The organism is Micromonospora sp. NPDC006431, assembly GCF_042870725.1.
Lineage (GTDB): Bacteria > Actinomycetota > Actinomycetes > Mycobacteriales > Micromonosporaceae > Micromonospora.
Genome location: NZ_JBIAHQ010000005.1, coordinates 1 through 17,068, shown reverse-complemented (window position 1 = coordinate 17,068; position 17,068 = coordinate 1). Strand labels below are relative to the sequence as shown.

Annotated in this window: 21 protein-coding genes and 1 riboswitch; of the genes, 5 read left to right on the top strand and 16 right to left on the bottom strand. The window is 70.4% G+C overall.

Going from position 1 to position 17,068, the window contains the following annotated elements; genetic code table 11:
- Positions 1–406 precede the first annotated feature (406 nt).
- Positions 407–727 carry an Imm50 family immunity protein gene (locus ACFYM6_RS11620; protein ID WP_387274615.1) on the top strand — a complete coding sequence of 107 codons (321 nt, stop codon included), beginning with the start codon at positions 407–409 and terminating at the stop codon, positions 725–727.
- 211 nt (positions 728–938) lie between these two features.
- On the opposite strand, the gene ACFYM6_RS11615 is transcribed toward ACFYM6_RS11620, so the two are convergent.
- The 6 genes from ACFYM6_RS11615 to ACFYM6_RS11590 all read right to left on the bottom strand — a co-directional run bounded on the left by ACFYM6_RS11615 (position 939) and on the right by ACFYM6_RS11590 (position 4,664).
- Positions 939–1,319, bottom strand: a complete 381-nt coding sequence (locus tag ACFYM6_RS11615) for a hypothetical protein (RefSeq protein WP_387274613.1) — start codon at positions 1,317–1,319, stop codon at positions 939–941.
- A gap of 507 nt (positions 1,320–1,826) precedes the next feature.
- On the bottom strand, positions 1,827–2,420 hold the full coding sequence (locus ACFYM6_RS11610) for a histidine phosphatase family protein (RefSeq protein ID WP_387274611.1): 594 nt from the start codon (positions 2,418–2,420) through the stop codon (positions 1,827–1,829).
- Positions 2,417–3,208, bottom strand: coding sequence for a CbtA family protein (locus tag ACFYM6_RS11605; RefSeq protein WP_387274609.1), 792 nt, complete (start codon positions 3,206–3,208; stop codon positions 2,417–2,419). Before ACFYM6_RS11605 ends, ACFYM6_RS11610 begins: the two co-directional genes overlap by 4 nt.
- Positions 3,199–3,402 carry a CbtB-domain containing protein gene (locus ACFYM6_RS11600; RefSeq protein WP_083672575.1) on the bottom strand — a complete coding sequence of 68 codons (204 nt, stop codon included), beginning with the start codon at positions 3,400–3,402 and terminating at the stop codon, positions 3,199–3,201. The genes ACFYM6_RS11605 and ACFYM6_RS11600 overlap by 10 nt, the downstream gene beginning before the upstream one ends.
- 33 nt (positions 3,403–3,435) lie before the next feature.
- Positions 3,436–3,587, bottom strand: a riboswitch (cobalamin riboswitch).
- Positions 3,588–3,617: 30 nt separating this feature from the next.
- Positions 3,618–4,088 (bottom strand): SRPBCC domain-containing protein, encoded by a 471-nt coding sequence (locus ACFYM6_RS11595; RefSeq protein ID WP_387274607.1) that lies wholly within the window; start codon positions 4,086–4,088, stop codon positions 3,618–3,620.
- Positions 4,089–4,163: 75 nt separating this feature from the next.
- Complete coding sequence (locus tag ACFYM6_RS11590) at positions 4,164–4,664, bottom strand: HIT family protein (protein WP_387274605.1); 501 nt, start codon at positions 4,662–4,664, stop codon at positions 4,164–4,166.
- Between the two features lie 54 nt (positions 4,665–4,718).
- Between ACFYM6_RS11590 and ACFYM6_RS11585 the strand changes: the two genes are divergently transcribed.
- Complete coding sequence (locus ACFYM6_RS11585; RefSeq protein WP_387274603.1) at positions 4,719–5,174, top strand: nucleotidyltransferase domain-containing protein; 456 nt, start codon at positions 4,719–4,721, stop codon at positions 5,172–5,174.
- Between the two features lie 123 nt (positions 5,175–5,297).
- Here ACFYM6_RS11585 and ACFYM6_RS11580 read toward each other — a convergent pair whose 3' ends face one another.
- Complete coding sequence (locus tag ACFYM6_RS11580; RefSeq protein WP_387274601.1) at positions 5,298–5,996, bottom strand: vancomycin high temperature exclusion protein; 699 nt, start codon at positions 5,994–5,996, stop codon at positions 5,298–5,300.
- A gap of 95 nt (positions 5,997–6,091) precedes the next feature.
- On the opposite strand from ACFYM6_RS11580, the gene ACFYM6_RS11575 reads away from it, so the two are divergent.
- On the top strand, positions 6,092–6,547 hold the full coding sequence (locus ACFYM6_RS11575; protein ID WP_387274599.1) for a hypothetical protein: 456 nt from the start codon (positions 6,092–6,094) through the stop codon (positions 6,545–6,547).
- A gap of 50 nt (positions 6,548–6,597) precedes the next feature.
- Here ACFYM6_RS11575 and ACFYM6_RS11570 read toward each other — a convergent pair whose 3' ends face one another.
- From ACFYM6_RS11570 to ACFYM6_RS11560, 3 genes are read right to left on the bottom strand one after another with little or no spacing between them, the layout of a single operon-like run.
- Complete coding sequence (locus ACFYM6_RS11570) at positions 6,598–7,320, bottom strand: class I SAM-dependent methyltransferase (RefSeq protein WP_387274597.1); 723 nt, start codon at positions 7,318–7,320, stop codon at positions 6,598–6,600.
- 18 nt (positions 7,321–7,338) lie between these two features.
- Positions 7,339–7,701 carry a PH domain-containing protein gene (locus ACFYM6_RS11565; protein ID WP_387274596.1) on the bottom strand — a complete coding sequence of 121 codons (363 nt, stop codon included), beginning with the start codon at positions 7,699–7,701 and terminating at the stop codon, positions 7,339–7,341.
- Positions 7,702–7,734: 33 nt separating this feature from the next.
- A complete protein-coding gene (locus ACFYM6_RS11560; protein WP_387274594.1) occupies positions 7,735–8,043 on the bottom strand; it encodes a 4a-hydroxytetrahydrobiopterin dehydratase in 309 nt (102 codons plus the stop codon).
- A 185-nt stretch (positions 8,044–8,228) separates the two neighbouring features.
- On the opposite strand from ACFYM6_RS11560, the gene ACFYM6_RS11555 reads away from it, so the two are divergent.
- Positions 8,229–8,666: a (deoxy)nucleoside triphosphate pyrophosphohydrolase gene (locus ACFYM6_RS11555; RefSeq protein ID WP_387274592.1), complete on the top strand. Its 438-nt coding sequence runs from the start codon at positions 8,229–8,231 to the stop codon at positions 8,664–8,666.
- Positions 8,667–8,748: 82 nt separating this feature from the next.
- Here ACFYM6_RS11555 and ACFYM6_RS11550 read toward each other — a convergent pair whose 3' ends face one another.
- From ACFYM6_RS11550 to ACFYM6_RS11525, 6 genes are all read right to left on the bottom strand, one after another.
- Entirely contained in the window at positions 8,749–9,813 is a 1,065-nt protein-coding gene (locus ACFYM6_RS11550) for a succinate dehydrogenase/fumarate reductase iron-sulfur subunit (RefSeq protein ID WP_387274590.1), read from the bottom strand.
- A complete protein-coding gene (locus ACFYM6_RS11545) occupies positions 9,813–11,726 on the bottom strand; it encodes a fumarate reductase/succinate dehydrogenase flavoprotein subunit (RefSeq protein ID WP_387274588.1) in 1,914 nt (637 codons plus the stop codon). The genes ACFYM6_RS11550 and ACFYM6_RS11545 overlap by 1 nt, the downstream gene beginning before the upstream one ends.
- A gap of 10 nt (positions 11,727–11,736) precedes the next feature.
- Positions 11,737–12,543 (bottom strand): hypothetical protein, encoded by an 807-nt coding sequence (locus ACFYM6_RS11540; protein ID WP_387274586.1) that lies wholly within the window; start codon positions 12,541–12,543, stop codon positions 11,737–11,739.
- Between the two features lie 429 nt (positions 12,544–12,972).
- Positions 12,973–14,412 (bottom strand): TldD/PmbA family protein, encoded by a 1,440-nt coding sequence (locus ACFYM6_RS11535; protein WP_387274584.1) that lies wholly within the window; start codon positions 14,410–14,412, stop codon positions 12,973–12,975.
- Positions 14,409–15,845 (bottom strand): TldD/PmbA family protein, encoded by a 1,437-nt coding sequence (locus ACFYM6_RS11530; protein ID WP_357446489.1) that lies wholly within the window; start codon positions 15,843–15,845, stop codon positions 14,409–14,411. Before ACFYM6_RS11530 ends, ACFYM6_RS11535 begins: the two co-directional genes overlap by 4 nt.
- 33 nt (positions 15,846–15,878) lie before the next feature.
- Positions 15,879–16,427 carry a Uma2 family endonuclease gene (locus ACFYM6_RS11525; RefSeq protein WP_387275075.1) on the bottom strand — a complete coding sequence of 183 codons (549 nt, stop codon included), beginning with the start codon at positions 16,425–16,427 and terminating at the stop codon, positions 15,879–15,881.
- Positions 16,428–16,666: 239 nt separating this feature from the next.
- Between ACFYM6_RS11525 and ACFYM6_RS11520 the strand changes: the two genes are divergently transcribed.
- A partial coding sequence (locus ACFYM6_RS11520; protein WP_387274582.1) for an ATP-binding cassette domain-containing protein occupies positions 16,667–17,068 on the top strand: 402 nt, incomplete at its 3' end.

Below are 17,068 nucleotides of genomic sequence, written 5' to 3'. Positions count from 1 at the left end.
AGGAGCCGGCTCCGCAGCCGCATCACGGTCAGGTCAACTGCTCGCCTGGGAGGGGGAGGGTGGCCGCCGATGGCCAGCTCCGACCCCGGGAGCCGGGTCCGTACCGGTCGAGGTCAGGTCAAATGCGCCACTGTGGCGGTGTCCGCCGGGGGCACGGTCCGTGACACGAAAGCCGACTCAGCCCGTCCCGGTAGGGGCTGTCCGCGCGTCAAGGCCCGCTTGACGTGGCGGGCCGGGCGGCAGCCCGCTCCCCAGGAGGGCGGGTAGGCGGCGGACGGGATGGCAGGATTGGCCTCGTTCTGACGGGCAACGGGAGGTACCAGGATGTCTGGCTGGGTTGATCTCTTGAGTGAGTCGCACGGCATCCGGGCGATTTACGGTGAGGACCTGCCGGCGCTGACGTCGGTTGACATCCCATGAGCTCGTCCTGCATCGCGACGGGCCACGCGCTACGTTGCGCTTCGACCTTCCCCAGTTCCCCAAGTCGCCACCGAAGAAGTGGGCGGATCAGGGCTTCAACGTCGTTCAAGTCCAACTCACACTGGTGGATGTGCTGCACCTGGCCATAGTCGGTTGGACGACCCGTGCTGTGCTTGACATCAATGTCGAACGCATGGGCGAGGCGCTCTCGTTGAGGGCAAACAATGGCCCGGTGGATATCAACATTGACGCCCGATGGCTTGTTCTGTCACACCTGTCGGCCTATTGCCGTGCCTCGGCTGAGTGACTATCTGGGTGACGACGGGTACGAGCGGCGGCGGACGTCCACGGACGATCCCGGACGGTTGCCGCAGGCACATGCAGATGACCGCGCAGGTCAGCGAGCCCTGATGGTTGCCTGGGGGTCAAGGGGTCGTCGGTTCGAATCCCGCCGTTCCCACCAAGGCCCGAGGGCGTATCCGATCGAGGGGCGCGCCATCTCGTCGTTGAACGGCTGTTCAGGCGAGGCACTGGCCGCCCGGCAAGGCACCGAGCACTTGCTGCTGCCCGCCCCAGCCCACCACGCAACCGGCGCCTGCGGGTACGGCGTAGACGATGGCGTGCCGGGGTGCCGGATCCGCTGGCCCGGCTGGTCGTACGACTATGTCGGTGAAGCCGGCGGCGGTAAGCGCCTGCCGGATCTGGTCGGCCATCTGCTCCGGGCTGTCCGTGGTCGGAAACATCCGCCGGCGGGCCTGCTCCGCCACGCACTCCTCGGTGACCGGCCGGGCACAGTCAAACCTCATCCGGTCCAGCGCCGCGCGGACGGCCTCGGCTGCGGTCTCCGCCTCAGCTCGCTGCCTTGAGCTGAGTTTGCTGCGGCTCAGCTCGTCGTCCACTACTCGCTGGCAGTAGGTGGGGTCGTACTGGCCGGCCTGACCAGCCCAGGTGCAGAGGGTGGCGGGGCCGGACGTATGGGCCGGAGCCGGTGTGCCTGAAACATCCTGCCATTTTGAGCCGGCGGTGGCGGTGGACCCGGTGCCCGGTGCCGGGGACGGCGACTCGCAGGCAGTGATTGTCAGGGCGGCGAGCACAAGCCCGACCAGAGCCGTCCGGGATGAACCGATGATTGGAGCCTGCGCGTGCACTGCCGCAGCATAAGGACGCGCCAGCCGATCCGGTGCCCCGGTCGAGAGACGATCGCGTATCTCAGGGGAACCGTTGAGCAGCGCCGGGGCGAGGCTGCCCTTCCTTCGCCGGATCCTGGCAGTGTGGGGCACACAGGGGGCACAAGACACTGTCAAACGTCGTCAACCAGCCACTAACGATGGCAGCCCGAGACGCCGTGTGAGCAGGTGTCGCCGGCCGTCCACGCTGGTGGCGGGACAGCGGCTCTATGTTCCGCTTCAACGTCTGACGGCATCCATTGGTCCGGGCGGCTCCAGGTGAACTCGCCAGCCCCGGTTGCCTGCTCGTAGGTGCAGGACCGACAGCGGTGCGACGTCGAGTTGCCAGAAGGCCGCAGACGGCGCTCGCAGGACGTTGACCAGCGCGGCTCGGATCACTGCCGCGTGCGTGATGGCGGTGATCCGCGCGGACCGCACGGCCTGCGCGTGAAGCCAGCGGCCGACGCGGTCGACGAGCGCGGTGAGGCTTTCTCCGCCGTGCGGTGCGGCGTCCGGGTCGGTGAGCCATCGCTGCAGGCCGTCGGGGTTTGCCGCGGCGACCTCGTCGAGGGTACGGCCGGTCCAGTCTCCGTAGTCGCAGTCGGCGACGGCGGGTTCGATGGTCGGTCGCAATCCCCATGCCGTCGCGGTCTGCACGGCCGCTTCGGCCGGACTGCTCAGGCAGCAGCTCTCGCCCGCGGGGGCCTGGTTGGCCAGGGCGAGGGCGGCCCGTCGGCCACCCTCGTCCAGGTCCACGTTTCCGCCACCGAAGGTCGCCAGTCGTAGGGCGCGGGTGGGCGCGTGGGCGACCAGCTGAAGCCTGGCCGTGGTCACGATCGGGCAGGAACGATCGCCTCAGCTGACGGTTCGCTACCGGTGGGCCGCTCGGGTCCACGGTGCAGCAGGGCGGCGAAGGCAAGCCCGATGCCGGCCCACAGCACCAGTTGGGTGCCGAGGGAGGCGAGACGGAAGTCCCACAGCAGGCCCGCCGGGAAGTCCGCAGGCACCTCCTGGAAGGACGGCAGCGCCAGGTAGCCGACGACGACGGTGGCCAGAAAGCTGGCGACGGCGACGGCGCAGCGTGACCACTGTGGTGCCCCGGCGCGGATGGACCGGTAGGCGAGAGCGCCGGCCCACACGGCGGCCAGACCGAGGATCACCATGGCCAGGTAGCCGCCGGTGCGCTGGTTGATCGTGTCGGGGTCACCGACCGCGGGCGGATTGGCCGGATACTTGCCGAACGGCACGATGACCGCACCGAGCAGCGCCGCACCGGCCAGAGCGAGAGCGGCGTGGGCGTCGTGGCGGATTCGCAGCCGACGCCGCAGCAGCGCGTACGCGGTGGACAACAGGCCGCCCATGGCGACGCCGAACAACCCGGTGGCGAGGAACAGTCCGCCGCGTTGGCCGTCGCGGCTGACCAACTCGTCGGCGTGGTGATCGTCGCCGGCCGCCGGATCAGCGTGAACGGCCTGTTCCTCGATAGCGATCGCAGCCTCGACGCGGGGTTCACCGGCAAGATAGGCGAAGGCCCCGGCGAGCAGGCCGGCGATCAACCCGGCAAGAAGACCACGCAGCAGTACGGAGGCGAAGGTGGGCATCGCGCCGGCGTTCAGTGGCACGGGACGCCGAGCAGGTGCCGGCCATCGTGCATCAGTTCGTGCAGGTACATGCCACTGCGAGAAACGGCGCCCTGGTCGAACGCCACGAGGTAGGCCAGGAGCAGCAGGACGGCGACGATGGCCAGCACCGCCCACACCATCCGGGGGGAGACGGCCGGAGAAGTCAGCGGGCGAGCCGGAGTGGCACTGGACATGATGAGTCGACCTCCTCTGGGGATGACGCGTCCCCTACGAAAGGACTGCGACGAAGGAGCGTCCTGACTCGCGGCCTCGTCCCCATCACCGAAACGAAGGCCGCTCACAGTGGCGCGACCGCACCGGATTCCCACCGGTTTCCCTCGCGACGCCGCAGATGGCGTCATGACCGTACCGACGGCGATGCCGAGCGGTCAACAGACACTTCGCGCGGTCACCGGGAGGGCTCGCCGGACTCGACGAGCCGGGCGAGGTTTGCCAGCGCCATGCGGGTACCGGTCTCGTTGTCGGCAGCGGGGATGCTGTCGGGGATCCCTTCGTGTACGACAAGGACGTCGGTGCCGCCGTCCGCGTCGGTGAGCGTGGTGGTCATCGTCATGGTGCCGCCGAACGCGGGATCCGCGGTCTCGAACTCGAACACCTCGACCACCTGCTCGTTCGGCACGAGCTTGAGGAACCGGCCGTGGTAGGTGTCGGTGCGGGACGTCGACTTGCCGGTGCCTCCCGTCGTCTCGTAGGTGAGCGAGACGCGGAATGCGCCACCTTCGTGGGCTTCGAACTGGTGGACCTGGCCCCTCATGCCGGACGGGACCCGCCACCTGGCGATCGCATCGCCATCCACCAGCGCCCCGTAGACGGCGGGGCGCGAGGCCTTGACATGCTGAGAGACGCGCGTCGAATACATACGGTCAACGTACTGCCCGCATCCGCCGCGGACCGGGAGCTGATCGTCCAGTCGGGCAACCCTGGTCCGTGGTCCTCAGACCTGAAGGTGGGTGCGGATCTTCCGGGCCAGGGCTGACTGGGTGCCGTCATCGACCGCGAGAACGCCGTTCTCGGCCATGAGTGCGTGGAACTGCTGCTGGTGATAGGGCACGCCGGGCGGTAACGGCGCGAGGTGCCAGTGGAGGTGGGCGTTGCCCTGCCGGCTGCCGAGGCTCATCGAGTACATCCGCTCGGTCGGCAGGGTCGCCGCGAGCGCCGTGGCGACCGCGTGCACGACGCCCTGGAAACGCTGGAACTCGTCCTGCCGCATGTCCTGCACCCAGCTCTCGATGTGCTGCTTCGGCGCGACGAGGCAGTAGCCGAGCAGCGTCGGGTTGCGGGCGAGGAAGGCGATGGTGTCGTCGTCCTCGTAGACGACGTGGTGCCGGTAGTCGGGGTCACCGCGCACGAAGGCGCAGACGAAGCAGGGACCGAGCCGGACGCGACGCCCGTACCGCTCGAAGTCGAACGTCGTCTTCGCCGGCTGACCGTCCATATCGGCAGCCTAGATCCACACAGCGGCTTTGAGGTGCGTGCCAGACTCCACAGCATGGTGACGGAGGAGCGGTCCCGGGAAGTAAGTTCGATGGTTGATCTGGTGACGGGGTGGGCGGCTGAGCGCGCGGACGTCGCCGGGGTGGTGGTCGTGGGCTCCTGGGCACGCGGGGCCGCGCGGATGGATTCCGACGTCGACATCGTGGTCCTGACGGACAATTCGGGTCACGCCGAGGCGGGCGTCTGGGCGGGTCTGCTCGGTGGTGAGGTCGTCCGGTTGGCCGACTGGGGGCCGCTGCGGGAGGTCCGGGTACGACGTCCGTCCGGGCTCGAGGTCGAGCTGGGAGTCGTGCCGGTGAGCTGGGCCGACGCCGACCCGGTCGACTCAGGCACCCGCCGAGTCATCATTGACGGGCATCGCATCGTGCATGATCCGGCTGGTGTGCTGGCCGCGTTGTCGGCGGCCTGCACCATCCCAAGCGGGGCGGACACGGGGCACAAGACAAGGTGACCGGAGCCCGGGTGTCCGCCGCTCCGAACGTGGCGAAGCCCACCCCGGACGCACTCGGCCGGGGGAGGCAGCAGTTCCGGGGAAGTTGCCGCGTTGAGCGGCTGGCCGTCAGGCTGAGCGCCGTCAGCCGGCGCGGAGGGCGTCGTCGACGCCGGTCTCGCGGCGGCCGAGATGGACGGGGTCGCGGCCGGAGAGCACGTCCACCGCCGCCTTCACCGAGGCGCCGTACTCGCGAACGGAGCCGATCCGCCACTTGGAGTACGGCCGGACGGTGTCGTCGCCGACACCGTTGGCCTCGATGCCGAAGTGCCGGCACAGCGCCACGGCGCGGGGCAGGTGGAAGGACTGCGTCACCACCGTCATCCGGTCCACCCCGAAGATCCGCTTGGCCCGCGCGCACGAGTCGTACGTGTCGAAGCCGGCGAAGTCCAGCACCACCTTGCCCGTCGGCACGCCCCGATCGACCAGCCAGCGCCGCATCGCCTCAGGCTCGTTGTAGTCGGCGTTCATGTTGTCGCCGGACACCAGGATCGCCCGGACCTTGCCGGCGGTGAACAGCCGCTCGGCGAGCTCCAGCCGGGCGGTGAGGAAGGCCGACGGGCTGCCGTCCGCCTCCACCTTGGTGCCCAGGACCAGGGCGATCGGCGCCTCCGGCACGTCGGCCTCGGTGAAGATGTGCCCCTCGGCGCCACCGCGGAGCCACGCCACGCTGGCCACGCTGCCGCCGGTCGCCAGCACCGCAACGACACCGACCGCGAGCAGTGCCCAACGGACCCGGCGGACGTTCCACCACCGTTTGACGACCCCGAACCGCCCCCGCATGCGGACGAGTATCCCAGGCAGGTTCCTGTGCCGGGCACCCCGATGTCGGGCCCGGGCCTTAGCGTGAGTCCGACGCTGGCAGGAGGAGGTCCGAGATGAGGGAACGCCATCCCGCGCTCGCACGGCTGGACGTGCTCGTCGGACGGTGGACGGTGCGGCCGAAGGTCGAGGGACTCGGCACCGGGTGGACGGACGTCACCTGGGTGGAGGGCGGCCAGTACCTGCGGATGTTCACCGACGCCGAGCCGGTGCCGGACACGGCGCCGCAGGCGTGGCGGGACAACGCGCCGTTCCCCACCACCCAACTGGTCGGCCTCGACGACGCCGACGAGCAGTTTTCCGTGCTGTACGCCGATGCGCGCGGCGTGCACCGGGTCTACCGGATGACGTTCGCCGACGGCGTCTGGCGGATGTGGCGCGACGCGGCCGGCTTCCACCAGCGGTTCACCGGGACGTTGAGCGCCGACGGCGACACCATCGACGCGAGCTGGGAGAAGTCGGCGGACGGGGTCGACTGGACGCTCGACTTCGAGCTGACCTACCGCCGCTGACGCCGTCGGAGTCCGCAGGGGCAGCGCGCATGTCCGGACAGTGCCTGAGATCAGGCCGCCCGAGCGACCACGATCAGTTCCCCGTCGTCGCTCGCGCCGACCGGCTCGCCGGCCCAACCGCCGTACACCCGCTCGACGGTGAAGCCGGCGCCGGCGAGGGACTCGCGCAGCTCCGCCTCGGCCCGGAAGCGCAGCGTGCCCGGGCTGCTCAGCTCCGCGCCGTCCGGCCACCGGTAGTGGTGGACGTAGCTGACCAGGCCGTCGCTGACCTCGGTCAGCTCGGTCCAGGCGTCCACCACCGTGCCATCGGGCAGGGCGAGCCGGCGGCGGGAAGCGCTCGGGGTCCAGCGCTCCCAGCGGCGGGCCGCCGGGTCGCGCGAGTCGAACGCCAGCGCCCCGCCGTCCACCACGGCCCGACGCAGGTCGGCGAGGGTGCCCGCCCACTCGTCGTCGCTCCGGATCTCCTGCGCCACGTGGCTGGTCATCAGGGCCACCTCGTACGCGGCGCCGGGCAGGTCGGCGGAGCTGCCCTCGATCCAGGTGACCCGGTCGGCGCCCGGCTTGACGCGGGCCGCGGCCAGCGACGCCGCCTGCGGCTCCATCCCGGTGACGGTGTGGCCGGCGGCGGCCAGCGCCAGGGTGAGTCGCCCGGTCCCGCAGCCCAGGTCGAGCACGCGGGCCGCCGGAGCCGCGCCGACCACGCCGAGGAAGAACTCGTCGTCGCGCCCCCACGGGTTCTCCACGTCGTAGAGAGCCGCCAGCCGTCGGTCCATGACGGATCAGGATAGGGGTCAGGAGATGTGGTGGAGGATCACGTTGTGCACGTGGTGGCTCTTCTGTGCGCCCCGGAACTCGACCTCGTAGGTGTGCGCGCCGACGTGGATGGCGATCGCCCCGGTGGAGAAGAAGGAGCCGCCCCATGACTTATTGCTCACCACGCTGACGCTGGTGATCTTCGAGTACGGGATGCTGGTGATGGCGTACCGCTTGCCGATGAAGGACCGGTCCTGAATGATCACGCGGCGGTCGGTGAGGCCGATGAATCCGGTGCCGGCGCCGACCGCGTCGTACACGGCGATGATCTGCTCGCCGGCCAGGAGCCCGCTCTGGATCTGCTGGAACTGTTCCTTACGGTCGTACGTCGGGGTGGTCATGTCCCCGACGGTAGGTGGCGCGTGCCAGCCGGCTCAGGGTGCGGTGACCGCACGGACGGCGTCCTCGATGCGGGCCGCCAGCAGCACCTCACCCTCCGTCAGCGGCTCGCTGTCGCCGTGGCCCACCCGGATCTGCGTACGGTCGGCGCGGCGGCTGATCTCGGGCCGCAGGCGCAGCGCGTCGGCGACCACCTTGACCCGCTCGGTCAACGCGGCGTGCTGGGTGTCGTCCAGGACGAGCGTCCGGCGGATCTCCTCACCCTCCCGGGTCCACCCGGACAGCAGGGCGAGCGCGTCGCTGAGGTAGTCGTGCTTCGCCCGGCCGCTGAACAGCACGCGCATCACCGCACCTCCCAGGCGTCGTTGCTGGCTTGTGGCCAAATCGTCGCCATCCCGTGTCCCAGTCGACGCCCTCTAGTCTGTCGTCGCACAGATCGTGTGTCCACGCCCACACTTCCGTGTTCTGCTGACCTGACGGCGATGCTCAGCTACCCAAACCGCCGATTGATCTGGCACCCTGGACGCCCGTGCGGACCGAACGGGTTAGCGGCAACGGGCAGGGCGGGCGGGAGCCGAAGGTGGTCGTCGGGGCGGCCATCATCGCGGACGGCAGGGTCCTGGCCTGCGAACGGTCCGCGCCTCCGGAGGTGGCCGGCCGCTGGGAGTTCCCCGGCGGCAAGGTCGAGCCGGGGGAGGACGAGACGACCGCGCTGGTCCGCGAGTGCGCCGAGGAACTCGGCGTACGCGTGGAGCTTGGCGCGCGGGTCGGCCGGGACGTCCGGATGGCCCATGGCCGTTCCGTCCTCCGGGTGTACGTGGCCCGCCTCCTCCATGGCGACCAGCCGAAGGCCCTGGAGCACTCCGAGCTGCGCTGGCTCTCGGCCGCCGAACTCGACACCGTCGCCTGGCTCCCCGCCGACGCGCCGATCGTCGCCGCCCTGCGCCCCCTGCTCACCAACCCCTGAGCGGGGGAAGGGGACGCGGGGGCGGAAACGGGACGGGGGCCGGCGGCGTGTGCCGCGGCCCCCGTCTTCGTTGTCGTGCTGCTCAGTGCTTCGGCTGGTCCTGCTGCGGGTGCGCGAAGTTGAGGTGCTCCGGCGGCAGCGGGAAGGTGACGTCGTCACCGAACGGCGACGGCGCGGCGGCCTTGTCGAAGGTCAGCTCGGTCAGCGGCAGCTTGCCGTTGGCGTCGAGCGGGGGCGTGGTCGGGTGCGGCACCTGGCGGTGCCAGTTGACGCCCTGCTGCGCCTGCGCCTCGGATCGCGCATCGTGCGAGCCGCCGGCGTGCGAGTGCACCCCGCTCTGCGCGGAGCCCGCGCCGCCGCTGTGGTGCTCGCTGGTCACGCTGGTCTGAGGCACCTGACCCCTCCGGAAGATCTTGCTACCAAGCCACACCAGGGGATCGTACCTGCGGTCTACGACCCGCTCCTTCATGGGGATGATCCCGTTGTCCGTGATCTTGATGTGCTCGGGGCAGACCTCGGTGCAGCACTTGGTGATGTTGCAGAAGCCGAGTCCCATCTCGGACTGCGCGTACTCCCTGCGGTCGGTCTTCGCGTCGAGCGGGTGCATGTCCAGCTCGGCGGCCCGGATGAAGAACCGGGGACCGGAGAACGCCTGCTTGTTCTCCTCGTGGTCACGGATGACGTGGCAGACGTTCTGGCACAGGTAGCACTCGATGCACTTGCGGAACTCCTGCGAGCGCTCGACGTCGACCTGCTGCATCCGGTACTCGCCGGGAGCCAGGTCGGCCGGCGGCGCGAACGCCGGGGTCTCCCGGGCCTTCTCGTAGTTGAACGAGACGTCGGTGACCAGATCCCGGATGATCGGGAACGTCCGCAGCGGCGTGACCGAAACGGTCTCGTTTTCCTCGAACGTCGACATCCGGGTCATGCAGCTCAGCCGCGGCTTGCCGTTGATCTCCATCGAGCAGGAGCCGCACTTGCCGGCCTTGCAGTTCCACCGGCACGCCAGGTCCGGCGCGTCGGTGGCCTGCAGCCGGTGGATCACGTCGAGGACGACCTCGCCCTCGTTGACCTCGACGGCGTAGTCCTGGAGGTCGCCGCCGCTCTCGTCGCCCCGCCAGATGCGGAACTGTCGCTTGGTCCCCATTACTTGCCCGCCTCCTCGGTGAGGGCGTCGAACTCGGCGAGTTCCTCGTCGGTCAGGTACTTGGCCAGCTCCGCCCGGTCGAACAAGGTGATCAGCTCCGGGCGCATCTTCGGCAGCGGCTTGCGCTCCAACCGGACCGCGTCGCCGTCCAGCGAGCAGACCAGGTTCACCCGCCGCCACGCCGGGTCCATCGCCGGGAAGTCCTCCCGGGTGTGCCCGCCGCGCGACTCCGCCCGCTCCAGGGCGGCCTTCGCCGTGCATTCCGACACCACCAGCATGTTGCGCAGGTCCAGCGCCAGGTGCCAGCCCGGGTTGTAGCGCCGGCCGCCGGCCGCGCTCACCTTGGCCACCCGCTCCCGCAGCGCCGCCAGCTTGCCCAGGGCGTCGGCCAGCTCACCCTCGCGCCGGATGATTCCGACCAGTTCCCCCATCACCGCCTGGAGGTCCTGCTGCAGGACGTACGGGCTCTCCCCGGTGTCCCGCTGCAGCGGCGCCAGCGCCGTCTCCACCGCGGCCTCCACGGCGGCGACCGCGACCTTGGGGCGCGCGGCCAGCTGATCGGTGTACGAGGCGGCGTGGCCGCCCGCCCGCTTGCCGAAGACCAGCAGGTCCGAGAGGGAGTTGCCGCCGAGCCGGTTGGAGCCGTGCATGCCGCCGGACACCTCACCGGCGGCGAAGAGCCCGCGTACGCTGCCCGCCGCCGCGCCGGAGTCCGGGTCCACCTCGACGCCGCCCATCACGTAGTGGCAGGTCGGGCCGACCTCCATCGGCTCCTTGGTGATGTCGACGTCGGCCAGCTCCTTGAACTGGTGGTACATCGACGGCAGGCGGCGGCGGATCTCCTCGGCCGGCAGCCGGGAGGCGATGTCCAGGTAGACCCCGCCGGCCGGGGTGCCCCGACCGGCCTTGACCTCGCTGTTGATGGCGCGGGCCACCTCGTCGCGGGGAAGCAGTTCGGGCGGACGCCGGTTGTTGTCCGGGTCCTTGTACCAGCGGTCCGCCTCCGCCTCGTTGTCGGCGTACTGCTTGCGGAACACGTCCGGCACGTAGTCGAACATGAACCGCTTGCCCTCGGAGTTCTTCAGCACCCCGCCGTCGCCGCGGACCGACTCGGTGACCAGGATGCCCTTCACCGAGGGCGGCCAGACCATGCCGGTCGGGTGGAACTGGAGGAACTCCATGTTGATCAGCGTCGCCCCGGCGCGCAGCGCCAGCGCGTGACCGTCCCCGGTGTACTCCCAGGAGTTCGAGGTGACCTTGTAGGAGCGGCCCACGCCGCCGGTGGCCAGCACCACGGCCGGCGCCTCGAAGAGGATGAACTCGCCGGACTCCCGGTAGTAGCCGAACGCGCCGGCGACCCGGTCGCCGTCGAGCAGCAGCTCGGTGATGGTGGTCTCGGCGAAGACCTTGATCCGGGCCTCGTAGTCGCCGAACTCCCGCTTGTCCTCCTGCTGGAGGGAGACGATCTTCTGCTGGAGGGTCCGGATCAGCTCCAGGCCGGTCCGGTCGCCGACGTGCGCCAGCCGCGGGTACTCGTGACCGCCGAAGTTGCGCTGGGAGATCTTCCCGTCCTTCGTCCGGTCGAAGAGCGCACCGTACGTCTCCAGCTCCCAGATCCGCTGCGGCGACTCCTTCGCGTGCAGCTCGGCCATCCGGAAGTTGTTGAGGAACTTGCCGCCGCGCATGGTGTCGCGGAAGTGCACCTGCCAGTTGTCGCGCGGGTTCACGTTCCCCATCGCGGCGGCGGCGCCGCCCTCGGCCATCACGGTGTGCGCCTTGCCGAAGAGCGACTTCGAGATGATCGCGGTCTTCTTGCCGGTCAGCCGGGCCTCGATCGCCGCGCGCAGGCCGGCGCCGCCGGCGCCGATCACGACGACGTCGTAGTGGTGTCGTTCGATTCGTGTCTCAGTCATGTCCGGGCCTCTAGTTGATGAACCGCAGGTCGTTGAACCAGCCGGCCGCCACCGCCATGACGTAGAAGTCGGTGAGCGCCAGCGTGCCGAGGGTGATCCAGGCGAGCTGCATGTGCCGGACGTTGAGCCACGAGACGAACGTCCAGCCCTTGTATCGCAAGGGGTGCTTGGAGAAGTGCTTGAGCCGGCCGCCGATGATGTGCCGGCAGGAGTGGCAGGAGATCGTGTACGCCCAGAGCATCACCACGTTGCCGATCAGGACCAGGTTGCCGAGCCCGAAGCCGAAGCCCTTGGGGGAGTGGAAGGCGTAGATCGCGTCGTACGTGTTGATGATCGAGATGATGGCGGCGGCGTAGAAGAAGTAGCGGTGCAGGTTCTGCCCGAGCAGCGGGAATCGGGTCTCCCCGCCGTACGCCTGGTGCCCGTCCGGGACCGCGCAGGCCGGCGGCGTGAACCAGAACGACCGGTAGTAGGCCTTGCGGTAGTAGTAGCAGGTCAGCCGGAACAGCAGCAGGAACGGCAGGGTCAGCGCCGCGTCCGGGATGATCCACCAGCCGGGCAGGAAGGTGCCGACGTGGGCGGAGCCCTCGACGCACCGGTCGGTCACGCAGGGGGAGTAGAACGGCGTCAGGTAGTGGAACTCGTCGACCCAGTACCACTTGTGCATGAAGACCCGGACCGTCGCGTAGATGACCCAGGCGCTGAGCCCGACGACGGTGATCAGTGGCGCAAGCCACCAGCGGTCGGTTCGCAACGTCTTCGCCGCGATCGCGGCGCGTGCCCGCGCCCCTCGCGGCCTCGTTGCCGTTGATGTCATTCGAGTCGTCTCCCTGACGGCGCCCTCGCGGGGGCGGCGGATCACCTTCCGTACCGGCCAGCGGACCGGGCGAGACCGCGTCCACTGCCACGTCTTGCGCACACCAACGACCGCGCCGGCGAACCGGCGCAGCTAAATGACACACGTTACGCCGATCTTCGCGGCCCGGCCGCGCAACGCAGTGTCCCGTGTGTCCCGCAGGTTGGAAAGACCCGAGCCATGATCAATATCCGAGCGGCTGTCGTGGACCGGGCCAGCGGCTGCCTCCGGCATACCGTCACCGGCCCCGGCAAGTCTCTCCGGACGCTACGAACTTGATGACGAGAATGAATCAGGGAGACGGTGAGTCGTCCACGTCATCAAGTCCGTAGCGGGTAGCGCGGCTGTCCGCCGCAGGAGGCAGGGTCGGGTGCCGGCGTGCGGCGCCGGTCACCCGGACGCGCCGCCGGTGAAGTTCCACGACGCCAGCCGTAGCGGTGGCGCCTCCCACCAGACGCCGTCCGTCCGGTCCGGCTGGCGGAGCGGCAGCCGGCCCAGGCCGAGCACCCGGCCCGGCCCCAGGGCCCGGGGGTACGACTCGGTGAAGCGGAAGTCGCGGACCGCCCGGGTCGGCACCCCGTCCTCGACCAGCCACACCCCGTTCCGGGTCAACCCGGTGATGACCAGGCGTTTCGGGTCCAGCACCCGGGTGTACCAGAAGTCGCTGACCAGCAGCCCGCGCTCCACCCCGGCGACCAGCGCCGCGGTGTCCGCATCGGCCACCGCGCCCGCCGGGGTGCCAGCGGTCGGGCCGCCCGCCGCAATCCCCTCGGCCGGTCCGCCGACCGGGGCCGGGCTGTCACCACCGGCCGTGCGGGCGGCGGCGGGAAGCAGGCGGAGGTTGGTCGGAATCGGGCCGAAGGTGGCGGCGCCAGGAATCCCGTGTCCGGTGGACGCCACCCCCGCCTCGGCGCCGCTGCGCCGGTCGTGGGTCACCGCCCTGGTGGTGCCCGCGTCGACCAGGGTCAGTGCGTGTCGCGGGGTGCCCTCCAGGTCATACGGCAGGGCCGAGCCGTGCAGCGGATCGTCCACCAGGGTCACGGCCGGGTCGAACTGGGCAACGCCCAGTTCGGCGAAGGACTGCCGCTCGGCGTACCGCTTGCCGTTGAAGCCGAACCAGGAGAGATTCTGCAGCAGGTCGGCGACGGCGGCCGGTTCGAGCACGACCTCGTAGCGCCCCGGGGGCAGCTCGACCGGATCCGCCGCGGCCCGCGCCTTCGCCGCCGCCCGGCCGCCGAGCGCGGCGCCGTCGAGCTCGGCGAGCCGGTCGGCGCAGCGCCGGGCCACCCCGTCCGCTCCGCCGGTACGCGCGATGCCGTCCATCGCCGCCTCCGCCATCCGACCCGCCGCGGAGTGGCCGGCCGAGTTGGCGAACGCCCCCGACCGGTACGCCGTCCGGCAGTAGCCGGCCGCCTCCAGCCCGCCGACCGCGTCCACGAAGGCGCGTACCCGGGCGGCTCGCTCATCGGGCTCCGCGAACGCGGTGGCCTCGTCGAAGACCGCGCCCGTCGGGACCGGCGACGGCGGGGCCAGCCCGGGCCAGGCCGGGTCGGGTGGGCAGAGCCGGGCGGCCGCCAGGGTCCGCTCGACCAGGGCGGTCAGCCCGTCGGTGTCGACCAGGCTGCCGCTGCCGGCGGCCGTCCGCCCGTCGACGCGTAGCCGCAGCCGCACCGCCGTGCCCGACTCGGCGACGTTCTGGTGGATGAACGAGTTCGCGAACCGGGTCAACGCCAGGTCGGCGCGGGTCACCGTGACCTCGGCCTGCGCGTCCGGCCCGGCGAGCTGGCGGACCAGCTCCACCACGTGCCCGGCGATGTCCAGCTCGGTCATGCCCGTACCCCCACCCGGACGTTTCGGAAGCGGGCCGGTGCGGCCGGGTGGCCGGTGTGCCCGACCTGGCCGGGCTGGCCCTTGCCGCAGTTCGGCGTGCCCCACGGGACGATCTCCGAGGAGAGCATGTCCATCGAGCGCCAGAAGACCGGCCCGATCCCGGTGTAGGTGGGGTTGCGCAGCATCCGCCCCCGCCGGCCCTTCTTGACCTCCCAGCCGACCTCGCAACCGAACTGGAAGTTCAGTCGCTTGTCGTCGATCGACCAGGAGCGGTTGATGTCCATCAGCACCCCGTCGTCGGTGGCCGCGATGATCTCGTCGAGGGTGTGCGGGCCCGGTTCGAGGCCCACGTTGGTCATCCGCACCATCGGCAGCCGCGCCCAGCCGTCCGCCCGTACGCTGCCGCCGTAGCCGAGACCGGCGACGGCGGCCGAGTCGCGGCCGGCGAGCACCCCCACCCAGCGCCCGGCGCGGACCGCGTCCCGCTTGACCGCCGGGGAGCCCTCGTCGTCGAAGCCGAAGCTGCCCAGCGCACCGGGGATGGTCGGGTCGATGGTGATGTTCATCAGCTCGGAGCCGTAGCGCAGCGCGCCGAGCCGGGTCAGGTCGAGCCAGGACGTCCCGGCGAAGGCGGCCTCCCAGCCGAGGATCCGGTCCAATTCGATGGCGTGGCCGACCGACTCGTGGATCTGCAGGGCGAGCTGCTCGCCGCCGAGGATCAGGTCGGTCTCGTCGGCCGGGCATTCGGGGGCGGTGAGCAGTTCCCGGGACTCCTCGGCGATCCGGGCGGCGTGCCCGGGCAGGTCGAGCGAGGTGACCAGCTCCCAGCCGGTGGTGCCGTACTGCCCGCGGTAACTCGGATAGGACCGCCGCTGGGTCTCGCCGTCGCCGATCGAGGTCGCCGAGATGCCACCGCCGCACTCCCGGATGCGCTGGTCGATCCGGTGCCCCTCGCTGGAGACGAACCACTTGGCGGTGTCCCAGATCTGGTAGAGCCCCTCGGCCAGGTCGGCGCCGTGCGCGCGCATCGTCTCCGTGGCGCGGACCAGCAGGTCGCCCTTGTCGGAGAGGGCGACACCGAGCGGGTCCACCTCGCACCCGGAGGCCCAGCTCGCCACGGTGGCCGCGACGGGGACCAGGTCGATCGGCGGGCCGGGGACCCGCGCGCTCGCGGCGGCGATCGCCGCGGCGCGCCGCCCGGCATCGCGGGCCGCGGCGTCCGACAGATCGGGTACGGCGTGGAAGCCCCAACTCGACCCGACCAGCGCCCGGACACCCAGCCCGATGCTCTCGTCCTGGGTCAGCTCCTCGATGTCGCCGTTGCGGGCCGACATCGACTCGTAGCGGCGGTGCATCACCCGGGCGTCCGCGTATCGGGCTCCCGCGTCGAGGGCGGCCTGGACGGCGGCGCTCGCCGCGTCGAACTCGCTCATGCGCCCGACCCTAGGCGAGCGCACCGACATCCGTCAGGAGACGAGATCCTCGGGCCGGATCGTCGCCCGCACGGGGGCGCTCAGCTCCAGCACCTCGCCCCGCTTGGCAACGGACTGTTCGGTGTAGTGGCCGCCCCGGCGACGGTAAAGGCGCAAGCTGCCAGTCTCCTGCTCGACCAGTAGGTACCACTCGATGCCGGCGGCGGCATAGTAGTGCATCTTGAGCACCTTGTCGGTGGCCGCATTGCTCGGCGAGATGATCTCGCAGACCAGCCGCACCGCATCCGCCTCGATGATGAGCTCATCGAGGTCAACCGGCTCGGTGACGACGAGGTCGGGGATGGGGATGCGGCCGGGCCGGAGCCGCACGTTCACCGCCTCCAGCAGTTCCAGCCCTACGGCTTCGGCGGCCGCCTCGAGAATGTTGCCGAGCTTGCGTGAGATCCGCTGATGCCGCGGCGTGGGGGCTGGCGTCACGTGAAGGCTCCCGTCGAAGAGTTCGACGCGCTGCTGCGTCTCGCCGAGGGCGAGGTACTCCTCTTCGGTCCACGGGCCGTTGTGGTCGAACACCGCCGCGGTCATGGTCACCTCCACCTCATGCCGGCGGGAATCTTCACGTGGCTGGCGCATCCATCGTCGCACCTGCGGTGCGCTCACGGCACGAAGACATCGAGTTGCGGACGTGAATCTCCTGCTGAGGGGCTGGTCAAGCCCGAAACCCACTCGTTACGCTCAGGCCGCTGACATCCCACGTTTTGTAGCTTATTTTCGCCTCCAGAACTTTGCTGTAAGTTCTCTTCGTCACTGAGGGGGAGGCGGTCGTGGGCAGGTCGGAGTCGGCGCCGTCCGGGGAACCGGACCGCCCAGCGGTGCCGGAGCAGCGCTCCGGCGAGGATCCCTACCTGCGGGTCAAGGACCTGCGGGTGCGGTTCGACACCGAGGACGGCGTGGTCCGTGCTGTCGATGGGGTGTCGTTCTCGGTGGAGCGGGGTCGCACCCTCGGCATTGTGGGGGAGTCGGGTTCGGGTAAGAGCGTGACGTCGCTGGCGATCCTGGGTTTGCACAACGCGAAGCGGGCCACGATCAGCGGGGAGATCTCCGTGGGCGGCCGTCAGTTGGTCGGCCTGCCGGAGGAGGAGGTGCGGCGGCTGCGGGGCCGGGACATGGCGATGATCTTCCAGGATCCGCTGTCGGCGTTGCATCCGTACTACTCGGTGGGTAGG

Excerpts from the sequence above, each read along its gene's own strand:
- ACFYM6_RS11595 (WP_387274607.1), bottom strand. The coding sequence starts at position 4,088 with ATGTATTCGACGCGCGTCTCTCAGCATGTCAAGGCCTCGCGCCCCGCC.
- ACFYM6_RS11600 (WP_083672575.1), bottom strand. The coding sequence starts at position 3,402 with ATGTCCAGTGCCACTCCGGCTCGCCCGCTGACTTCTCCGGCCGTCTCC.
- ACFYM6_RS11565 (WP_387274596.1), bottom strand. The coding sequence starts at position 7,701 with ATGACCACCCCGACGTACGACCGTAAGGAACAGTTCCAGCAGATCCAG.
- ACFYM6_RS11580 (WP_387274601.1), bottom strand. The coding sequence starts at position 5,996 with ATGCGGGGGCGGTTCGGGGTCGTCAAACGGTGGTGGAACGTCCGCCGG.
- ACFYM6_RS11575 (WP_387274599.1), top strand. The coding sequence starts at position 6,092 with ATGAGGGAACGCCATCCCGCGCTCGCACGGCTGGACGTGCTCGTCGGA.
- ACFYM6_RS11525 (WP_387275075.1), bottom strand. The coding sequence starts at position 16,427 with ATGACCGCGGCGGTGTTCGACCACAACGGCCCGTGGACCGAAGAGGAG.
- ACFYM6_RS11535 (WP_387274584.1), bottom strand. The coding sequence starts at position 14,412 with ATGACCGAGCTGGACATCGCCGGGCACGTGGTGGAGCTGGTCCGCCAG.
- ACFYM6_RS11590 (WP_387274605.1), bottom strand. The coding sequence starts at position 4,664 with ATGGACGGTCAGCCGGCGAAGACGACGTTCGACTTCGAGCGGTACGGG.
- ACFYM6_RS11570 (WP_387274597.1), bottom strand. The coding sequence starts at position 7,320 with ATGGACCGACGGCTGGCGGCTCTCTACGACGTGGAGAACCCGTGGGGG.
- ACFYM6_RS11560 (WP_387274594.1), bottom strand. The coding sequence starts at position 8,043 with ATGCGCGTGCTGTTCAGCGGCCGGGCGAAGCACGACTACCTCAGCGAC.
- ACFYM6_RS11585 (WP_387274603.1), top strand. The coding sequence starts at position 4,719 with ATGGTGACGGAGGAGCGGTCCCGGGAAGTAAGTTCGATGGTTGATCTG.
- ACFYM6_RS11550 (WP_387274590.1), bottom strand. The coding sequence starts at position 9,813 with ATGGGGACCAAGCGACAGTTCCGCATCTGGCGGGGCGACGAGAGCGGC.
- ACFYM6_RS11540 (WP_387274586.1), bottom strand. The coding sequence starts at position 12,543 with ATGACATCAACGGCAACGAGGCCGCGAGGGGCGCGGGCACGCGCCGCG.
- ACFYM6_RS11545 (WP_387274588.1), bottom strand. The coding sequence starts at position 11,726 with ATGACTGAGACACGAATCGAACGACACCACTACGACGTCGTCGTGATC.
- ACFYM6_RS11530 (WP_357446489.1), bottom strand. The coding sequence starts at position 15,845 with ATGAGCGAGTTCGACGCGGCGAGCGCCGCCGTCCAGGCCGCCCTCGAC.